The sequence below is a fragment of the Streptomyces durocortorensis genome (assembly GCF_016901035.1).
GTDB lineage: Bacteria > Actinomycetota > Actinomycetes > Streptomycetales > Streptomycetaceae > Streptomyces > Streptomyces durocortorensis.
The window spans coordinates 61,141-77,812 of record NZ_JAFEUF010000006.1 but is presented as its reverse complement, the minus strand read 5'-3'; the positions used below and the strand labels follow the sequence as shown (position 1 = coordinate 77,812).

14 protein-coding genes are annotated in these 16,672 nt (G+C 72.8%); 12 read left to right on the top strand and 2 right to left on the bottom strand.

Annotation, left to right across the window (positions count from 1 at the left end; translation table 11 throughout):
• The first annotated feature begins 264 nt into the window (after positions 1–264).
• The 4 genes from JS521_RS02705 (at position 265) to araD (ending at position 5,599) form a co-directional block, all read left to right on the top strand.
• The gene (locus JS521_RS02705) at positions 265–1,311 is read left to right on the top strand and encodes a LacI family DNA-binding transcriptional regulator (RefSeq protein ID WP_205081089.1); all 1,047 of its coding nucleotides are present in this window, start codon (positions 265–267) and stop codon (positions 1,309–1,311) included.
• 208 nt (positions 1,312–1,519) lie between these two features.
• The gene (gene araB / locus JS521_RS02700) at positions 1,520–3,256 is read left to right on the top strand and encodes a ribulokinase (RefSeq protein WP_205081088.1); all 1,737 of its coding nucleotides are present in this window, start codon (positions 1,520–1,522) and stop codon (positions 3,254–3,256) included.
• Between the two features lie 61 nt (positions 3,257–3,317).
• Complete coding sequence (gene araA, locus JS521_RS02695) at positions 3,318–4,835, top strand: L-arabinose isomerase (protein WP_205081087.1); 1,518 nt, start codon at positions 3,318–3,320, stop codon at positions 4,833–4,835.
• A gap of 50 nt (positions 4,836–4,885) precedes the next feature.
• Positions 4,886–5,599: an L-ribulose-5-phosphate 4-epimerase AraD gene (araD, locus tag JS521_RS02690; RefSeq protein ID WP_205081086.1), complete on the top strand. Its 714-nt coding sequence runs from the start codon at positions 4,886–4,888 to the stop codon at positions 5,597–5,599.
• Between the two features lie 81 nt (positions 5,600–5,680).
• On the opposite strand, the gene JS521_RS02685 is transcribed toward araD, so the two are convergent.
• Positions 5,681–6,082, bottom strand: coding sequence for a DUF3592 domain-containing protein (locus JS521_RS02685; protein WP_205081085.1), 402 nt, complete (start codon positions 6,080–6,082; stop codon positions 5,681–5,683).
• Between the two features lie 298 nt (positions 6,083–6,380).
• Between JS521_RS02685 and JS521_RS02680 the strand changes: the two genes are divergently transcribed.
• From JS521_RS02680 to JS521_RS02650, 7 genes are all read left to right on the top strand, one after another.
• Entirely contained in the window at positions 6,381–7,133 is a 753-nt protein-coding gene (locus tag JS521_RS02680; RefSeq protein ID WP_205081084.1) for a (5-formylfuran-3-yl)methyl phosphate synthase, read from the top strand.
• An 8-nt stretch (positions 7,134–7,141) separates the two neighbouring features.
• On the top strand, positions 7,142–8,551 hold the full coding sequence (locus tag JS521_RS02675; protein WP_205081083.1) for an aldehyde dehydrogenase family protein: 1,410 nt from the start codon (positions 7,142–7,144) through the stop codon (positions 8,549–8,551).
• Complete coding sequence (locus tag JS521_RS02670) at positions 8,548–9,636, top strand: NAD(P)-dependent alcohol dehydrogenase (RefSeq protein ID WP_205081082.1); 1,089 nt, start codon at positions 8,548–8,550, stop codon at positions 9,634–9,636. Before JS521_RS02675 ends, JS521_RS02670 begins: the two co-directional genes overlap by 4 nt.
• A 68-nt stretch (positions 9,637–9,704) precedes the next feature.
• A complete protein-coding gene (locus JS521_RS02665) occupies positions 9,705–10,643 on the top strand; it encodes a class I SAM-dependent methyltransferase (protein ID WP_205081081.1) in 939 nt (312 codons plus the stop codon).
• 156 nt (positions 10,644–10,799) lie between these two features.
• Positions 10,800–11,165, top strand: coding sequence for a BatC protein (locus JS521_RS37160; protein WP_372448546.1), 366 nt, complete (start codon positions 10,800–10,802; stop codon positions 11,163–11,165).
• On the top strand, positions 11,162–12,427 hold the full coding sequence (locus tag JS521_RS02655; protein WP_205081079.1) for a cupin domain-containing protein: 1,266 nt from the start codon (positions 11,162–11,164) through the stop codon (positions 12,425–12,427). The genes JS521_RS37160 and JS521_RS02655 overlap by 4 nt, the downstream gene beginning before the upstream one ends.
• The gene (locus JS521_RS02650) at positions 12,424–13,320 is read left to right on the top strand and encodes a ferredoxin family protein (RefSeq protein WP_205081078.1); all 897 of its coding nucleotides are present in this window, start codon (positions 12,424–12,426) and stop codon (positions 13,318–13,320) included. The genes JS521_RS02655 and JS521_RS02650 overlap by 4 nt, the downstream gene beginning before the upstream one ends.
• A gap of 190 nt (positions 13,321–13,510) precedes the next feature.
• Here JS521_RS02650 and JS521_RS02645 read toward each other — a convergent pair whose 3' ends face one another.
• Positions 13,511–13,921, bottom strand: coding sequence for a Fur family transcriptional regulator (locus JS521_RS02645; protein WP_205081077.1), 411 nt, complete (start codon positions 13,919–13,921; stop codon positions 13,511–13,513).
• A 325-nt stretch (positions 13,922–14,246) separates the two neighbouring features.
• Here JS521_RS02645 and katG point away from each other — a divergent pair, with 325 nt between their 5' ends.
• Positions 14,247–16,502, top strand: coding sequence for a catalase/peroxidase HPI (katG, locus tag JS521_RS02640; protein WP_205081076.1), 2,256 nt, complete (start codon positions 14,247–14,249; stop codon positions 16,500–16,502).
• The last annotated feature ends 170 nt before the right edge of the window (positions 16,503–16,672 follow it).

The window sequence follows — 16,672 nt, the reverse complement described above, 5'->3', positions numbered from 1 at the left end:
TCGGTTCGTCATGGGCGGTCCCTGGCATTCCCGTCGGCGGTGGGGCTCTGGAGGCAGGAGGGACAGCGGGAGGGCGTCCCGCTGTCACGACGCGCGGGCGCCGTCGACAGGGAGACCGCCCGCCAGCCACTGGATTGTTAGCGCTCACACCTGTCGGGGGCAAGAGGCGTTAAGCTGTTTTTCGAATTCGAGGTGGTCCCGTCGCCCTCGCGGGGCGTCCCGCGGCCGGGCCGGGCCGCGGCCGTCGTCCGGAGGAAACCAGGCATGACCCGCCCCACGGAGGTCCTCCGCCCACCGACGATGGCGGACGTCGCCCGGGAGGCGGGGGTCTCCCACCAGACCGTGTCACGCGTGCTCAGCGGCCACCCCAACGTCCGGGCCACCACCCGGGATCAGGTGACGGCCGCGATCGAACGGCTCGGCTACCGCCGCAACTCCGCGGCCCGGGCGCTGGTCACCCGGCGTTCGCGGACGATCGGCGTCATCGCGGTCGACCCGACGCTCTACGGCCCCGCGAGCACGTTGGCCGGCCTCCAGGAGGCGGCCCGCGACGAGGGGTACCTGGTCTCGACCGTCACACTGCGCAGCGGCGGCGGCCACGCCCTGGAGGACGCGCTCGACCATCTGGCGGCCTGGGGCGTCGAGGGCGCGGTCGCCATCACCCCCCAGCGTTCCAGCGTGCAGGCCCTGGCGCGGCTGACCCCGCCCTTTCCCGTCGTCACGGTGGAGGGCAGCCACCGGCTCGACATCCCCGGCGTCTCCCTGGACCAGGAGCTCGGCGCCCGCCTCGTGACGGAGCATCTCCTGGCCGCCGGCCACGAGACCGTCTGGCACGTGGCCGGCCCCGAGGACTGGCTGGAGAGCGCCGCGCGCACCGAGGGCTGGCGCGCCGTGCTGGAGGAGCACGGGATCCGCCCGCCGCGCGTCCTGCGGGGCGACTGGAGCCCCTTGTCCGGCTACCACGCGGGGCAGGAGCTGGCGGGGCTGACCCTGGCACGAAGGGGCACGGCTACGGTGACGGCGGCCTTCGTCGCCAACGACCAGATGGCGCTGGGGGTCCTGCGCGCGCTGCGGGAGGCGGGGGTCCGCACCCCGGAGCAGGTGGCCGTCGCGGGTTTCGACGACATCCCCGAGGCGGGGTTCTTCCCTCCCCCGCTGACCACCGTGCGCCAGGACTTCACGGCCATCGGCCGCCGGAGCATCCAACTGCTGCTGGAGCACATCGAGGGCACCGCCGCGGGCGTGGAGCACATCGTGGTGGAGCCGCAGCTCATCGTCCGGGCGAGCACCCGGTCGCAGGACAGCGCCTGAGCCGCACGCCGATCCGGTTGTCCACACGGCACGCCGCTCCGGGAATCCGCGCCTCACACCGCCCCGGAGTCCGTGCGGCACGCCCCCGGAAGCCCCGGATCACGCCACTCCGAAAGCCCGGGCCTCTTGCTTCCAGCGATTGTGAGCGCTAACAATCAGGGGGCGGTGACACTCCCCGCACCCACTCCCGCAGCAGAGAGTCTCACTCGTGACCCCTCAGCCCGATCCCCCCGGCAGCCCTCCCACCGGACCTCCCGGCAGCCCACCCGACCGGCGCCCCGACGCCTGCACGGTCGGAGTCGACTTCGGCACCCTCTCGGCACGCGCCCTGGTGGTACGGGTCCGCGACGGCGCAGAGCTCGGCTCGGCCGTGCACACCTACCGCAACGGTGTCATCGACCGGAGCCTTCCGGGCTCGGACACCCCCCTGCCCCCGGACTGGGCCCTCCAGGACCCGCGCGACTGGCGGGAGGCGCTCCGTACCGCCGTGCCGGAAGCACTCGCGGCGGCGGGCATCGCCCCGTCCCAGGTCATCGGCATCGGAACCGACTTCACCTCCTGCACGGTGCTGCCGACCACGGCGGACGGTGTCCCGCTGGCCGAGCAGCCCGCCTGGGCGGACCGCCCCCACTCCTGGCCGAAACTCTGGAAGCACCACGCCGCCCAGGACCAGGCCGACCGCATCAACGCCCTGGCGCACCGACGCGGTGAGCCCTGGATCCGGAGGTACGGCGGCCGGATCTCCGCCGAGTGGCAGTACGCGAAGGCGCTCCAGGTCCTCGAAGAGGATCCGCAGCTGTACGCCGCCTGCTCCCGCTGGATCGAGGCGGCCGACTGGATCGTCTGGCAGCTCACCGGCACCGAGTCACGCAACACGTGCACCGCGGGCTACAAGGGCATCCACCAGGACGGCGCCTACCCCTCGTCCGACTTTCTCGCCGGACTCCACCCGGACTTCGCGGACTTCCCCGCCACCCGGCTCGACCACCCACTGCTCCCCCTCGGCAATCGCGCCGGGACGGTGAGCGTCGAAGCCGCGGCCCTGACCGGGCTCAGGCCGGGCACCCCGGTCGCGGTGGGGAACGTCGACGCCCATGTCACGGGCCCGGCGGCCGGGGCGGTGGAGAACGGGCACCTGCTCGCCATCATGGGCACCTCCACCTGCCATGTCGTCAACAGCGACGAGTTGGCCGACGTCCCCGGGGTCTGCGGGGTGGTCGACGGGGGCATCGTGGCGGGCGCGTACGGCTACGAGGCCGGGCAGAGCGGGGTGGGCGACATCTTCGCCTGGTGGCTGCGCCAGGGTGTCCCCGACGACTACCGCGCCGCCGCGGAGGCCGCCGGCGAGGACCTGCACGAGCATCTGTCCCGGCTCAGCGCCGAGCAGCCGGTCGGGGCGCACGGCCTGGTCGCGCTCGACTGGATGAACGGCAACCGCTCCACCCTCGTCGACCACCGTCTCTCCGGAGTGCTGGCCGGCCTCACGCTCGACACCCGCCCCGAGGACGTCTACCGCGCCCTGCTGGAGGCGACCGCCTTCGGCACCCGCGTCATCGTGGAGACCCTGGAGGAACACGGGGTGCCCGTCACGGAGTTCATCGCGGCGGGCGGGCTCAAGAAGAACCCGCTGCTCATGCGGATCTACGCCGACGTCCTGCGCCGCCCCGTGTCGCTCGCCATCTCCGACCAGGGCCCCGCGCTCGGTTCGGCGATCCACGCGGCGGTGGCGGCCGGGGCGTACCCGGACGTGCGCGCGGCCGCCGCCCGCATGGGCGGCGTCGAGCGGAACGCCCACCTCCCCGACCCGGACAGCGCCGACGTCTACGACGAGCTGTACGCCGAATACCGCGCACTGCACGACCACTTCGGCACCGGCGGCGACCTCCTGCTGCACCGGCTGCGCAGGCTCCGCAACCGGGCCAGGGCCCAGGGGACCATGCGCTGACCTCCCGCGCACCTCTCGCCACCCCACACACCGCCCCGCACCCCGACAAGGGAGTACCTCCATGCCCCTCTCCCCCACCGACAGCGAGATCTGGTTCCTGACGGGCAGCCAGGCGCTCTACGGCGAGGACACACTCGCCCAAGTGGCAGCCCAGTCACAGCAGATATGCGAGACGATCGCCGCGGATTCCACTGCCGGCGGATCGGCCGTGCGCATCGTGTGGAAGCCCGTTCTGACGGAGGCGGACGCGATCCGCCGGATATGCCTGGACGCCGAGGCCAACGACCGCTGCATCGGCCTCATCGCCTGGATGCACACCTTCTCCCCGGCCAAAATGTGGATCACCGGCCTCGCCTCCCTGCGGAAGCCTCTCCTTCACCTGCACACCCAGGCGAACCGCCGTCTCCCCTGGTCCACGATCGACATGGACTTCATGAATCTGAACCAAGCGGCGCACGGGGACCGCGAGTTCGGCCATATCCAGTCGCGTATCGGTGTCACCCGCAAGACCGTGACCGGGCACGTCTCCTCGCCCGAGACGGCCCACCGCATCGCGGCCTGGACACGGGCCGCCGTCGGACGCGCCGAGTTCGCCCGGCTGCGCCTCGCCCGCTTCGGGGACAACATGCGGGATGTCGCGGTCACCGAAGGGGACAAGGTCGAGGCCCAGTTCAGGTTCGGCATGTCCGTCAACACCTACGGCGTCAACGAGTTGGTGGACGCCGTGGACGCCGTGGACGACGGCGCCGTCCTGGCGCTCACCGAGGAGTACGCGGACCGTTACGCGCTGGCTCCCGAGCTGCTCCCCGGCAAGGAACGCCACGCGTCCCTGCGGTACGCGGCCCGGATCGAGGCCGGGCTGCGCGGCTTCCTCACCGCCGGCGGCTTCACCGCGTTCACCACCAACTTCGAAGACCTGGGCGGCCTGCGTCAGTTGCCCGGTCTCGCGGTCCAGCGCCTGATGGCCGACGGCTACGGCTTCGGGGGCGAGGGCGACTGGAAGACCTCGGGGCTGCTGCGTGCCACGAAGGCCATGGCGCACGGTCTGCCGGGCGGCACTTCCTTCATGGAGGACTACACCTACGACCTCGCCCCGGACAGCGGTCTCGTCCTCGGGGCGCACATGCTGGAGGTGTGCCCCTCGCTCGCCGCCGCCACGCCCTCCTGCGAGATCCACCCCCTGAGCATCGGCGGGCGTGAGGACCCGGTCCGCCTGGTGTTCGACGCGGCCCCCTCCCCCGGAGTCGTCGTGGGGCTGGCCGACATGGGCTCCCGTTTCCGGCTGGTCGCCAACCGGATCGACGTCGTGGGCCCGCCCGAACCGCTTCCCCTGCTGCCCGTGGCCCGCGCGGTCTGGCGTCCGGAACCCGACCTGCGTACCTCCACCGAGGCGTGGCTGACCGCCGGGGCTCCGCATCACACGGTGCTCACCACGGCCGTGGGCCGCGAGGAGTTCGAGGATCTGGCCGACATGCTGGCCGTGGAGCTCGCGTTCATCGACGCCGACACGACCGTACGCCGGTTCGCCCAGGAACTCCGCTGGAACCAGGCCTACCACCGACTGGCCGACGCCCTGTGAGCGGCACCGGCCGAGCGGCCTTTCCCCCACCCCGGCCAGGAGGCCCCGCCATGTCCCGCTCCGCCTTCGCGTCGCTGCGCGGCGAGGTCCTGGCCGCCAATCTGCGCATCCCGCAGGCGGGTCTGGCCACCCTGACCTGGGGCAATGTGAGCGGGGTCGACCGGGAGGCCGGCGTGTTCGTCATCAAGCCGTCGGGGGTGCCGTACGACCGGCTGAGCGAGGAGCATCTCGTGGTCGTCGCCCTGGACGACGGCCGGGTGGTCGAGGGGGATCTGCGTCCCTCGACGGACACCGAGACGCACCGGAGCCTCTACCGGGCCTTCCCGTCGATCGGCGGGGTCACGCACACCCACTCCCCGCACGCCGTGGCCTTCGCCCAGGCCCGCCGTCCGATCCCGGTGCTCGGTACCACGCACGCGGACACCTTCGACGGCCCGGTCCCGGTCACGGAGCCGCTCAGTGCCGAACAGTGCGCGGCCGACTACGAGTTCAACACCGGGCAGGTCATCGTGGAACTGCTCGAAGGCGACGACGAGCGGGCCCGGACGGTGCCCGCCGCCCTCGTCGCACACCACGGGCCCTTCACCTGGGGCTCGGACGCCGATGGATCGCTGGAACACGCGGTCATCTGCGAGGCGGTCGCGGAGATGGCGCTGCACACGCTCTCGCTCGGGGCCGCGCAGCCGCCTCAACACCTGTTGGACCGCCATTTCACCCGCAAGCACGGGGCGGGGGCGTATTACGGCAACCCTGGATCCGTGTGAGCTTCGCGCGGCGGGCGAGCTGGCGGCGGCGAGCCGCGAGGTCCCGCTGCCCGGTATGCTGGCAGGTTCCTGCGCTGCCGGTCAGACGGTGAGGGCGAGCCCCACGATCGCCCCCGCCGACAACACCGCCATGACCGAGGAGAGGGCGACGTCGAAGCCCGTGCGGTTCTTCGCCTCGAAGGCGAGCATGGAGGACTTCGGGTCGCCGGGGCGGTACAGCACCTCGACCTCCTCGCCTATCTCCACCGGGGCGGTCGTGTATCTCGACGAGCGGACCCGCATCTCCTCGCCGGGCTCCACCGCGTACACACAGATCGCTCCCACGTAACCGCCCGAAGGCCAGAAGTGGTCGACGCACTGCCCGGTGGCCCTGGCTCCGCCCGACTCCAGCGCCCTGGCTCGTCGCAGGGCGTGGAGATTGGTCAGCAGGACGAGAGAGGAAGCGCAGAGAAGGACGGACAGGATGATTCTGACCGCAAGCACGAACACTCCAGGATCTGTTCGGGGAAGAGGATCACCCTACAGAGGAACCCACGGGCGGAGCGGGCGGGTTTCCGGTGCGGGTGCCGCCCGGGCTCCCGGCCGGCCCGGTCGAGGAGAACACGAGGTGAACGGCGCGCCACAGGGGGCGTGAGTACGTCGGGGCAGTGCTCCGTTCGCCATCCCTCGCGCCCTGCCGAGGGGTCACGTGGCACGGCGAGGATGAGCCGACCGCACAAGATCCCGACTACTCCGCGCCCCGGCCGTTCGGCCGGTGGACCCGCGGTGGAAGGAATCCACGTTGCTGCTGCTCATCTCCCCGGACGGCGTCGAAGAAGCTCTCGCGTGTGCGAAGGCGGCGGACCATCTCGACATCGTCGACGTCAAGAAGCCCGACGAGGGCTCGCTCGGCGCGAACTTCCCCTGGGTCATCAGAGAGATCCGCGGGGCGGTCCCCGCGGACAAGCCGGTGTCGGCGACGGTCGGGGACGTACCGTACAAGCCCGGCACGGTGGCGCAGGCGGCGCTCGGCGCGGCGGTCTCCGGAGCCACCTACATCAAGGTCGGCCTCTACGGGTGCACGACGCCCGACCAGGCCATCGAGGTGATGCGCGGAGTGGTCCGGGCCGTGAAGGACTTCCGGCCGGACGCGTTCGTCGTCGCCTCGGGCTATGCCGACGCCCACCGGATCGGCTGTGTGAGCCCGCTCGCGCTGCCCGACATCGCCCGCCGCTCCGGATCCGACGCGGCCATGCTCGACACCGCGATCAAGGACGGGACGAGGCTGTTCGACCATGTGCCACCGGAGGCCTGCGGGGAGTTCGTCCGGCTGGCCCACGACGCCGGGCTGCTCGCCGCGCTCGCGGGCAGCGTGAAGCGGGAGGATCTCGCCCTGCTGACCCGGATCGGGACGGACATCGTGGGTGTACGCGGGGCGGTCTGCGAAGGCGGCGACCGCAACGCGGGACGGATCCAGCCTCGGTTGGTGGCCGAGTTCCGGGCGGAGATGGACCGGCACGCCCGGGAGTACGCGGCGACCCCGGCCGCGAGCTGACCGCCGGCGTGGCGCCGTATCGGCCCGGCCCGGACCCGGCGTCCCACGGTGAGCGCTTCGCCGTGCTCGACCCGGCGACGGGCGAGGCGTTCGACGAGGCTCCCGACCAGCGGGCCCCGGACCTTGACGCGGTGGTCCGCCGGGCGCACGAGGCCTGGCGGAGCTGGCGGGCGGACCCTGCCGCCCGCGCCGCCGCCCTGCTCGCGGCGGCCGACGCCGTGGAGGCGGCCGGGGCGGAGCTCGCTCCCCTGCTCACCCGTGAGCAGGGGAAACCCCTGACCGAGTCGTACGCGGAGATCGCCCGTACAGCGGCGCGGCTGCGGTGGTTCGCCGACATGGCCCCCGAGATCCGGACGATCGAGGACGGGCGGGCCGTGCACAGCGAGATCCGCTGGCGGTCGCTCGGGCCCGTCGCCGCCATCGTCCCGTGGAACTTCCCGCTCCAGCTCGCCTCGGCAAAGTTCGCGCCCGCGCTCGCCGCGGGCAACACGGTGGTGCTCAAGCCCTCCCCCTTCACGCCGCTGGCCACCCGGCTGCTGGGGTCCGTCCTGTCCGCCGCCCTGCCCGAGGGCGTGCTGACGATGATCACCGGCCGCGAACCCCTCGGCGCCCTGCTGGCCTCCCACCCGGGGATCCGCCATGTGACGTTCACGGGTTCGGTCCCGACCGGGCGGGCCGTAGCGGCGGGCGCGGCGTCCGGCCTCGCCCGGGTCACCCTGGAGCTGGGCGGGAACGACGCCGCGATCCTGCTGGACGACGTGGACGTGGAGCGGATCGCGGACCGGCTGTTCTGGGCGGCGTTCCGCAACTGCGGCCAGGTATGCATGGCGGTCAAACGCGTCTACGCCCCGGCCCGGCTCCACGACCGGGTGGTGGATGCCCTGGCGGCACGGGCGAAGGCGGTGGTCGTCGGGGCGGGCCTCGACCCGGATACGGAGCTGGGTCCGCTCAACAACGCCGCCCAGCTGGCCCGGGTGGAGCGGTACACGGCGAAGGCCCTCGCGGACGGGGCCAGAGCAGCCGCCGGGGGCCACCGGCTGGACCGTCCGGGCTGGTTCCACGCCCCTACCGTCCTGACCGATGTCCCGCCCGACAGCCCGGTGGTGGCGGAGGAGCAGTTCGGTCCGGTCCTGCCGGTGCTGCGGTACGGGAGCGTCGACGAGGCCGTCGAGGCGGCCAACGCCACCCGCTTCGGGCTGGGCGGCTCGGTGTGGGGAACGGACCTGGACCGGGCCGAGGCGGTGGCCGGCCGACTGGAGTGCGGAACGGCCTGGATCAACCACCACGCCGAACTCTCCCTCGCCCAGCCCTTCGCCGGCGTCAAGGAGAGCGGCGTCGGCGTCGCGGGCGGGCCGTGGGGGCTGTACGGCAACCTCAGCCCCTTCGTCGTACACCGCCCCCGGAAGGACCGGCCATGAGGTTCGACGCCGCGGTACTGCGTTCGTACGAGGACCCGTTCGCCGTCGAGGAGGTGATCCTGAACGCGGGTCCGGGCGACGGCGAGATCCTGGTCCGCATCGCGGGCTGCGGCATGTGCCGGACCGATCTCGCCGTCCGGCGCTCGGCGGGCCGCTCACCGCTACCGGCGGTACTCGGCCACGAGGGGGCCGGAGTGGTGGTCGAAACCGGCGGGGCGGCCACCGAGCTGAACCCCGGCGACCACGTCGTGCTGAGCTTCGACTCCTGCGGACACTGCAGGAGTTGTCTCGGCGCGGCCCCCGCCTACTGCGACGATTTCGCCGCCCTCAACCTCTTCGGGGGACGCGCCGAGAACGCGGCCCGGTTCACCGACGCGGCCGGGGGCGCGCTGGCACCCCGGTGGTTCGGCCAGTCCGCGTTCGCCGCGTACGCGATGGTCCCGGCCCGCAACGCCGTACGGGTCGATCCCGCGCTCCCCCTCGAACTGCTCGGGCCGCTCGGCTGCGGCTTCCTCACCGGCGCCGGGGCCGTCCTCAACTCCTTCAACGCGGGCCCCGGCGACACCGTCGTGGTCCTCGGCGCCGGAGCGGTGGGCCTGGCGGCGGTCATGGCGGCCACCGCCGCCGGGGCGGTCGCCGTGGCGGTCGACCGGCACCCCGAACGGCTGGCCCTCGCCGAGAAGTTCGGCGCGGCCGCACTGTATGCCGCATCGGGCGATCTGCCGGACCGTATCCGGGGGCTGACCGGCGGCGGCGCGCAGTACGCCCTCGACACCACGGGCTCCGCCCCGCTCATCAACGACGCGCTCCGGTCGCTGCGCCCGAGGGGCCACCTCGGCCTGGTGGCCCGGCTGCACGCCGGCCTCCCGCTGGAAACCGGGACCTTGGACCGAGGCCGGAGGCTCTTCCACATCTGCGAGGGGGACGCGGTCCCGGCCCTGATGATCCCCCGGCTGACCGGGCTGTGGAAGGCCGGGCGGTTCCCCTTCGACCAGCTGATCCGTACGTACCCGCTCGCCGACGTCAACGAGGCCGAGGCCGACTGCGAGGCGGGCCGCGTGGTGAAGCCGGTCCTGATTCCGTAAGGCCCACGAATTCCCCTTACCACGCGTGCCGCGCGTTCCCCACGTCGGCGCGTATCAAAGGAGTGCACATGGTCGACACAGCGCATCGGGACACCGACGGCACCGGGGTGGAGGGCGTGGCAGGAGGGGTCGGCGTGACCGCTCTGCTGGTCGCGGCGGCGCGGGCCATCGAGACCCACCGCCCCGACAGCCTGGCACGGGACGTCTACGCGGAGCACTTCGTGCGCGCGGCCCCGGCGTCCGCGGACTGGCCGGTCCACCCGCGGGAGGTCCCGGACGGGGACGCGAACCCGCTGTGGGGGCGGTTCGCCCGGTATTTCGGGCTGCGGACGCGGGTCCTCGACGACTTCCTCCTCCGGTCGGTCCATGCCCGGAACGCCCGCCAAGTGGTGCTGGTCGGGGCAGGGTTGGACGCGCGGGCGTTCCGGCTCGACTGGCCTCCCGGCTGCGTGGTCTTCGAGATCGACCGGGCGGAGGTGCTGGCCTTCAAGCACCGGGTGCTCGGCGGCATTTCGGCCACCCCGAAGGCGGCGCGCGTACCGGTCCCGATGGATCTCCGCGCCGACTGGGCCGGCGCCCTGCCGCACGCCGGCTTCGACCCGGCCGCGCCGAGCGTCTGGCTGGTCGAGGGGCTGCTGTTCTACCTGCCGCCGGCTGCCGAGACCTACCTCATCGACACGGTGGAGGGGCTGAGCGCCGGGGGAAGCGCACTGGCCTTCGAGGTCAAGCTGGAGAAGGACCTGCTGGAGTACCGCGACAGCCCGCTGTACACGGCCACGAGGGACCGGATCGGCATCGACCTGCTGGACCTCTTCGACCTGGCCCCCCGCCCCGACTCCGCGGGCCGCCTGGCGGACCGGGGCTGGTCGACCTCGGTCCACACCCCCTTCGACTTCACCCGCCTGCACGGACGCGGCCCCCTGCCCGAGCCGAACGACGCGCTGTCGGGCAACCGCTGGGTCTTCGCGGACAAGCCGCGTCCGGAGGGTGCCGGAGACGGGGCCTGAGTGCTGGCATTCGGAGGACTTCTCGTTGCTCGAATCGATGTTTTCCAGCCGCAGGGATACGGTGAATACTGGCCATTTCGGCGCAGATCAACGTCCCGGCGACCGGGTTTCCGGAGAACGGAAAACCATCGTCCCCATGGTGCGATCCCAGGAGGAATGATGACCGAGCACGACGCGAGCGGCGACGAAGGACCTGCGGACGGCGGAGCGGCGGGCACGCCCGGCGTCCACGACGGAGGTGCGGACGGCGGAGCCGAGGGGCCCGCAGACGGCGGAGCCGCAGGCACCCCCGGCGTCCACGACGGCGGAGCCGACGGTGGCGCGGACGGCGGAGCCGAGGGGCCCGCGGACGGTGGAGCGGCCGGTACGCCCGGTGTCCACGACGGCGGAGCCGACGGTGGCGCGGACGGCGGAGCCGAGGGGCCCGCGGACGGCGGAGCCGCAGGCACCCCCGGCGTCCACGACGGCGGGGCCGATGGCGGCGCGGACGGCGGAGCCGATGAGGCCGGCAGCCGCTCTTGAGCATGCCCCGGACTCAGCTCCAGGATTCCGGCGCGCGTAAGGGCGCCGGAATCCTGGAATCACGCCTGACCAGGCTCAGCCGGGAGACATTCGCCCGTGACGTCTGGGCGCGGACAGCGGCACTGACGCGGGACGCGAGCGATTTCTCCGACGTCTTCTCCCCGGCCGCCGTGGACGAGCTGATCTCCCGGCGCGGGTTGCGCACGCCGTTCCTCCGGGTCGCCAAGGACGGCTCCACGCTTCCCCCGTCGTCCTTCACCGCGCCCGCCGGGGTCGGAGCCACCGTCGCCGACCAGCTCGACGACACGGCCCTGTGGCGTGCGTTCGCGGACGGCGCCACGCTCGTTCTGCAGGCGCTGCACCGTACCTGGGAGCCGGTGGCGGACCTGGTCTCCGCGCTGAGTACGGAGCTGGGTCATCCCGTACAGGCGAACGCCTACGTCACCCCGCCGCAGAACCGCGGGTTCGACGCGCACTACGACGTGCACGACGTCTTCGTCCTCCAGATCGAGGGGGCGAAGCGGTGGGTGATCCACGAGCCGGTGCTGCCGGATCCGTTGCGCGATCAGCCGTGGACCGATCACCGTGCGGCCGTCGCCGACCGGGCAGCCCACGGCACTCCCCACCTGGACACGATGCTCCGTCCCGGCGATGTGCTCTATCTGCCGCGTGGCTGGCTTCACTCGGCGCAGGCCCAAGGGGAGGTCTCGGTCCATCTGACGCTGGGGGTCCACGTCTGGACCCGCTACGCGCTGGCCGAGGAGCTGACCCGGGCCGCCCTCGCGGCGCTGGGCGACGATCCGTCCATGCGCCGCTCCCTTCCCCTGGGGACGAAGGGGACGGGGGAAACGGGAGAAACGAACCAACCGCGTGGCGCGGACAGTTCGTACGGGGACGGGGGCCTGGACCTGGACCTGGTTCGTGAGCGCCTGCTCGCTGCCCTCGCCGAGGCCGACCCCGCCCCGCTGTTCCACCGCACCCGGCGGTCCCAGGCCCGCCCCGCGCCCCTGGGGCCGGTAGCCCAGCTCACCGCGTTGAACGGCCTCGTGACGAGCTCACCGGTGCGACTGCGCAAGGCGCTGGAGCCACGGCTGGAAGGAACGCGCCTGTTCACCCGCGTCGGTCACCTCGACTTCCCGGCACCCGACCTCGTACCCGTGGCCCGGCTGCTCGACGGCCGGGTCCGCACCGCCGGCGACCTCGGCCTCGCGCTCGCCGGACGGCTGCTGCGGGCGGGCGTGCTGGTGCCCGCGGACCGGTGACCACGCCGGAACGGTTCTTCTGCGCCGACGCGGCCCGGGCCCGTGACGACGCGTTCGTCGGCACCGCGCCCTTCGGCTCCGCCTGGGTCCTCATCGAGTACCGGCGCGGTTGGCCCGCCAACGGTTTCGACGGCCTCGACCTCGATCCGGAGACCAAGACCCTCGTGTTCACCGCGGCCCGGGCGAGCCGGGCCCGGATTCTCCTCGTCCGACGGCACGGACGCCGCCGCCCCGAGGGGAGCGTCCGGTGGGCGGTGCTGCACCACGACAGCTCCGGCGCACTGCGCCAGCAATGGGGCCGCTGGCACCGTGACCAGGACCTGGCGCAGATCGTGACCGCCCTGGACTCCCCGGGGGTACGGGGCCTCGCCCCCGTCGTCCTCGTCTGCGCGCACGGCACGCACGACGCCTGCTGCGCGGTGCGCGGGCGGCCCGTGGGCCAGGCCCTCGGCGAGCGCTGGCCCGACCTGGTGTGGGAGTGCACGCATGTGGGCGGCGACAGGTTCGCCGCCAATGTCGTCGTCGTGCCCGATGGGGTCTACTACGGCAATCTGGACGCCCGGTCGGCGGTCACCGTGATCGAGGACCACCTCGCCGACCGGATCCGCGCCGACCACCTGCGGGGCTACACCACCCTCCGGCCGCCGCAGCAGGCAGCGGTGGCCGCCGTGCTCCGGCACTTCGGCCCGGCGGGGAGGCACGATCACGCGGTCACCGCGACGGTCGCTGATGGCGACGGCTGGCGCGTCCGGATCAGCGGCCGGGCGCCGTACGCGAGGGTGTTCGACGTCGAGGTACGGGCCCGGCGCACGCCGGCCCGCCAACTGACCTGTCGCGGTCCGGCGAACAGTTCCGCCCTCGTCTACGACGTGACGTCGATCAGCGACGGCTGAGCGGCCGGCACGCGGGGCGGCTCGCGGGACCAGCCCAAGGGGCCGCCTCGCCCGACCGGCTCACCCGACCGGCACGCGGGGCAGCAGCGCCCGACCGCTCGCGGGACCGGCCCGCCCGACCGGCCCGCCCGACCGACCGGCGCGCCCGTACGGCGCGGCCGCGCCCGCCCGCCCACGCAGCCCGTCTCCGTCAGGCGCAGGCCGGGCACAGACCGCGGTAGGTGATCTCCACCGAGCCGACCGCGAACCCGAACCGCTCCTCCTCGGGCAGGTCGCCGATGGCATTGCCCACCGGGTGGACGTCGCGGACGGTCCCGCAGCCGGAGCAGACCAGGTGCTGGTGGGGGCGGCGCGCGTTCGGATCGTAACGCTTCGCCCGGCCCACGGTGGAGACCTCCAGCACCTCGCCGAGCACGACGAGTTCGCCCAGCGTGTTGTAGACGGTCGCCCGGGAGATCTCGGGCAGTCGTTCGGCGGCCCGCAGATGCACCTCGTCCGCCGTCAGGTGCACGTGGTCGCCGTCGAGGACCTCCGCGACGACACGCCGCTGGGAGGTCATACGCCAGCCACGGCCCCGCAGCCGCCCAAGGAGGTCGCTCATCTCGTTTCACCTGCTCCGCTCGGTGGAGGGGCGGGCGGCTCGCGCGAAGGATCCGGCGACGCCACGCCCCGTCGTTATGGTTTTAGCCTGCTTCTTGACTTGGACGAAGTCCATCGTAGGATCGATATTGGCGACATCCAAGAGACAGGAAGACTCCGGTACGGCAGCAGAGACACGCGACGGGACACCACCGGTCGACCGCGCGGAGCCGCCCGCCGGCCCAGCGCCGTCGTCGTTCCGCCGCCGGCGTGCCCCTTCTGCACGGCCCGAATCCTCCTCCCCCGTTCAGCGCCCCCACGACCCTCCGGGGCCGGAAGGATCACTCATGACCGAGAACAACGAGTCGCACGTCTTCGACCCCGTCGTCCCGGATTCGCCCGAGACGGCCGTCCCGGAGGCACCCGAGGCGCAGGCGGGCGGCTGCCCGGTGGCCCACGGCCGCGCTCCGCACCCGACCCAGGGCGGCGGGAACCGCCAGTGGTGGCCGGACCGCCTCAACCTGAAGATCCTCGCCAAGAACCCCGCCGTGGCGAACCCGCTGGGTGAGGAGTTCGACTACGCGGCCGCGTTCGAGGCGCTCGACCTGCCCGCCGTGAAGCGGGACATCGCCGAGGTGCTCACCACCTCGCAGGACTGGTGGCCGGCCGACTTCGGCAACTACGGCCCGCTGATGATCCGGATGGCCTGGCACAGCGCCGGCACGTACCGCATCAGCGACGGCCGCGGTGGCGCGGGCGCCGGTCAGCAGCGGTTCGCCCCGCTGAACAGCTGGCCGGACAACGGCAACCTGGACAAGGCCCGCCGGCTGCTGTGGCCGGTCAAGAAGAAGTACGGCCAGGCGCTGTCCTGGGCCGACCTGCTGATCCTCACCGGCAACGTCGCCCTGGAGACCATGGGCCTGAAGACCTTCGGCTTCGCCGGCGGCCGCGAGGACGTCTGGGAGTCGGAGGAGGACGTCTACTGGGGCCCGGAGACCACCTGGCTCGACGACGAGCGCTACACCGGCGACCGTGAGCTGGAGAACCCGCTCGGCGCGGTCCAGATGGGCCTGATCTACGTCAACCCCGAGGGCCCCAACGGCAACCCGGACCCGATCGCGGCGGCCCGCGACATCCGCGAGACCTTCCGCCGGATGGCGATGAACGACGAGGAGACCGTCGCTCTCATCGCCGGTGGCCACACCTTCGGCAAGACGCACGGCGCGGGCCCGGCCGAGAGCGTCGGCGCGGACCCGGAGGGCGCCCCGCTGGAGGAGCAGGGCCTCGGCTGGCGCAACTCGTACAAGTCGGGCAAGGGCGGGGACGCCATCACCAGCGGTCTGGAGGTGACCTGGACCAGCACGCCGACGCAGTGGGGCAACGAGTTCTTCCACAACCTCTTCGCGTACGAGTACGAGCTGACCGAGTCCCCGGCCGGTGCGAAGCAGTGGATCGCCAAGGACGCCGAGGCGACCATCCCGCACGCGCACGACGCGTCGAAGAAGCAGAAGCCGCAGATGCTCACCACCGACCTGTCGCTGCGCTTCGACCCGGCGTACGAGCAGATCTCGCGCCGCTTCCACGAGAACCCGGAAGAGTTCGCGGACGCCTTCGCGCGCGCCTGGTACAAGCTGACGCACCGCGACATGGGCCCGATCCAGCGCTACCTGGGCGCCGAGGTGCCCTCCGAGGTGCTGCTGTGGCAGGACCCGCTGCCCGCGCGCACCGGTGAGGTGCTGGGCGCCGCGGAGATCGCCGCGCTCAAGGAGCAGGTGCTCGCCACGGACCTCACCGTGGCGCAGTTGGTCTCGGCCGCCTGGGCCTCGGCCGCGTCCTTCCGCGGCAGCGACAAGCGGGGCGGCGCCAACGGCGCCCGGGTCCGTCTGGAGCCGCAGCGCGGCTGGGAGGCGAACAACCCGGACGAGCTGGCCCAGGTCCTGCGCGCCCTCGAAGGCATCCAGGAGTCCTTCAACGCCAAGGGCGGCAAGCAGGTCTCGCTGGCCGACCTGATCGTCCTCGCGGGCAGCGCGGCGGTCGAGCAGGCGGCCAAGGACGCCGGTGTCGAGGTGGAGGTGCCGTTCACCCCGGGCCGCGTCGACGCCACGCAGGAGCAGACGGACGTCGAGTCCTTCGCGGCGCTGGAGCCCGCGTACGACGGCTTCCGCAACTACACCGGCAAGGCGGCCCGGCTGCCCGCCGAGTACCTGCTGCTGGACCGGGCGAACCTGCTGACGCTGAGCGCCCCGGAGACGACCGTCCTGGTCGGCGGTCTGCGTGTGCTGGGCGCCAACACCGGCGGCTCGAAGCACGGCGTTCTCACGGAGCGCCCGGGCACGCTGACCAACGACTTCTTCGTGAACCTGCTCGACCTGGGCATCACCTGGAAGTCGACGTCGTCGACGCAGGACGAGTTCGAGGCCCGCGACGCGTCCGGCAAGGTCAAGTGGACCGGCACCCGCGCCGACCTGGTCTTCGGCTCCAACTCCGAGCTCCGCGCCCTCGCCGAGGTCTACGCGAGCGACGACGCGCGGCAGAAGTTCGTGACGGACTTCGTCGCCGCCTGGGCCAAGGTCATGGACCTCGACCGCTACGACCTGGTCTGACAGCCTGCGGCCAACCCTGCTTCAGGGAGGGCCGGGCTTGCTTCCGCGGGGGGGGGGGGGGGGGGGGGGGGGGGGGCGCGCCCCCCCCCCCCCCCCACGGCCCGGGCACCGCGCGGGGCGCCGAGGCGGCGGACGGGCGCACAGGCGGATGAACAGACAAGCCCAACCAA

Coding starts and splice junctions, on each gene's coding strand:
- JS521_RS37160 (WP_372448546.1), top strand. CDS start 10,800: ATGATGACCGAGCACGACGCGAGCGGCGACGAAGGACCTGCGGACGGC.
- araD (WP_205081086.1), top strand. CDS start 4,886: ATGTCCCGCTCCGCCTTCGCGTCGCTGCGCGGCGAGGTCCTGGCCGCC.
- JS521_RS02670 (WP_205081082.1), top strand. CDS start 8,548: ATGAGGTTCGACGCCGCGGTACTGCGTTCGTACGAGGACCCGTTCGCC.
- JS521_RS02705 (WP_205081089.1), top strand. CDS start 265: ATGACCCGCCCCACGGAGGTCCTCCGCCCACCGACGATGGCGGACGTC.
- JS521_RS02645 (WP_205081077.1), bottom strand. CDS start 13,921: ATGAGCGACCTCCTTGGGCGGCTGCGGGGCCGTGGCTGGCGTATGACC.
- araA (WP_205081087.1), top strand. CDS start 3,318: ATGCCCCTCTCCCCCACCGACAGCGAGATCTGGTTCCTGACGGGCAGC.
- JS521_RS02665 (WP_205081081.1), top strand. CDS start 9,705: ATGGTCGACACAGCGCATCGGGACACCGACGGCACCGGGGTGGAGGGC.
- katG (WP_205081076.1), top strand. CDS start 14,247: ATGACCGAGAACAACGAGTCGCACGTCTTCGACCCCGTCGTCCCGGAT.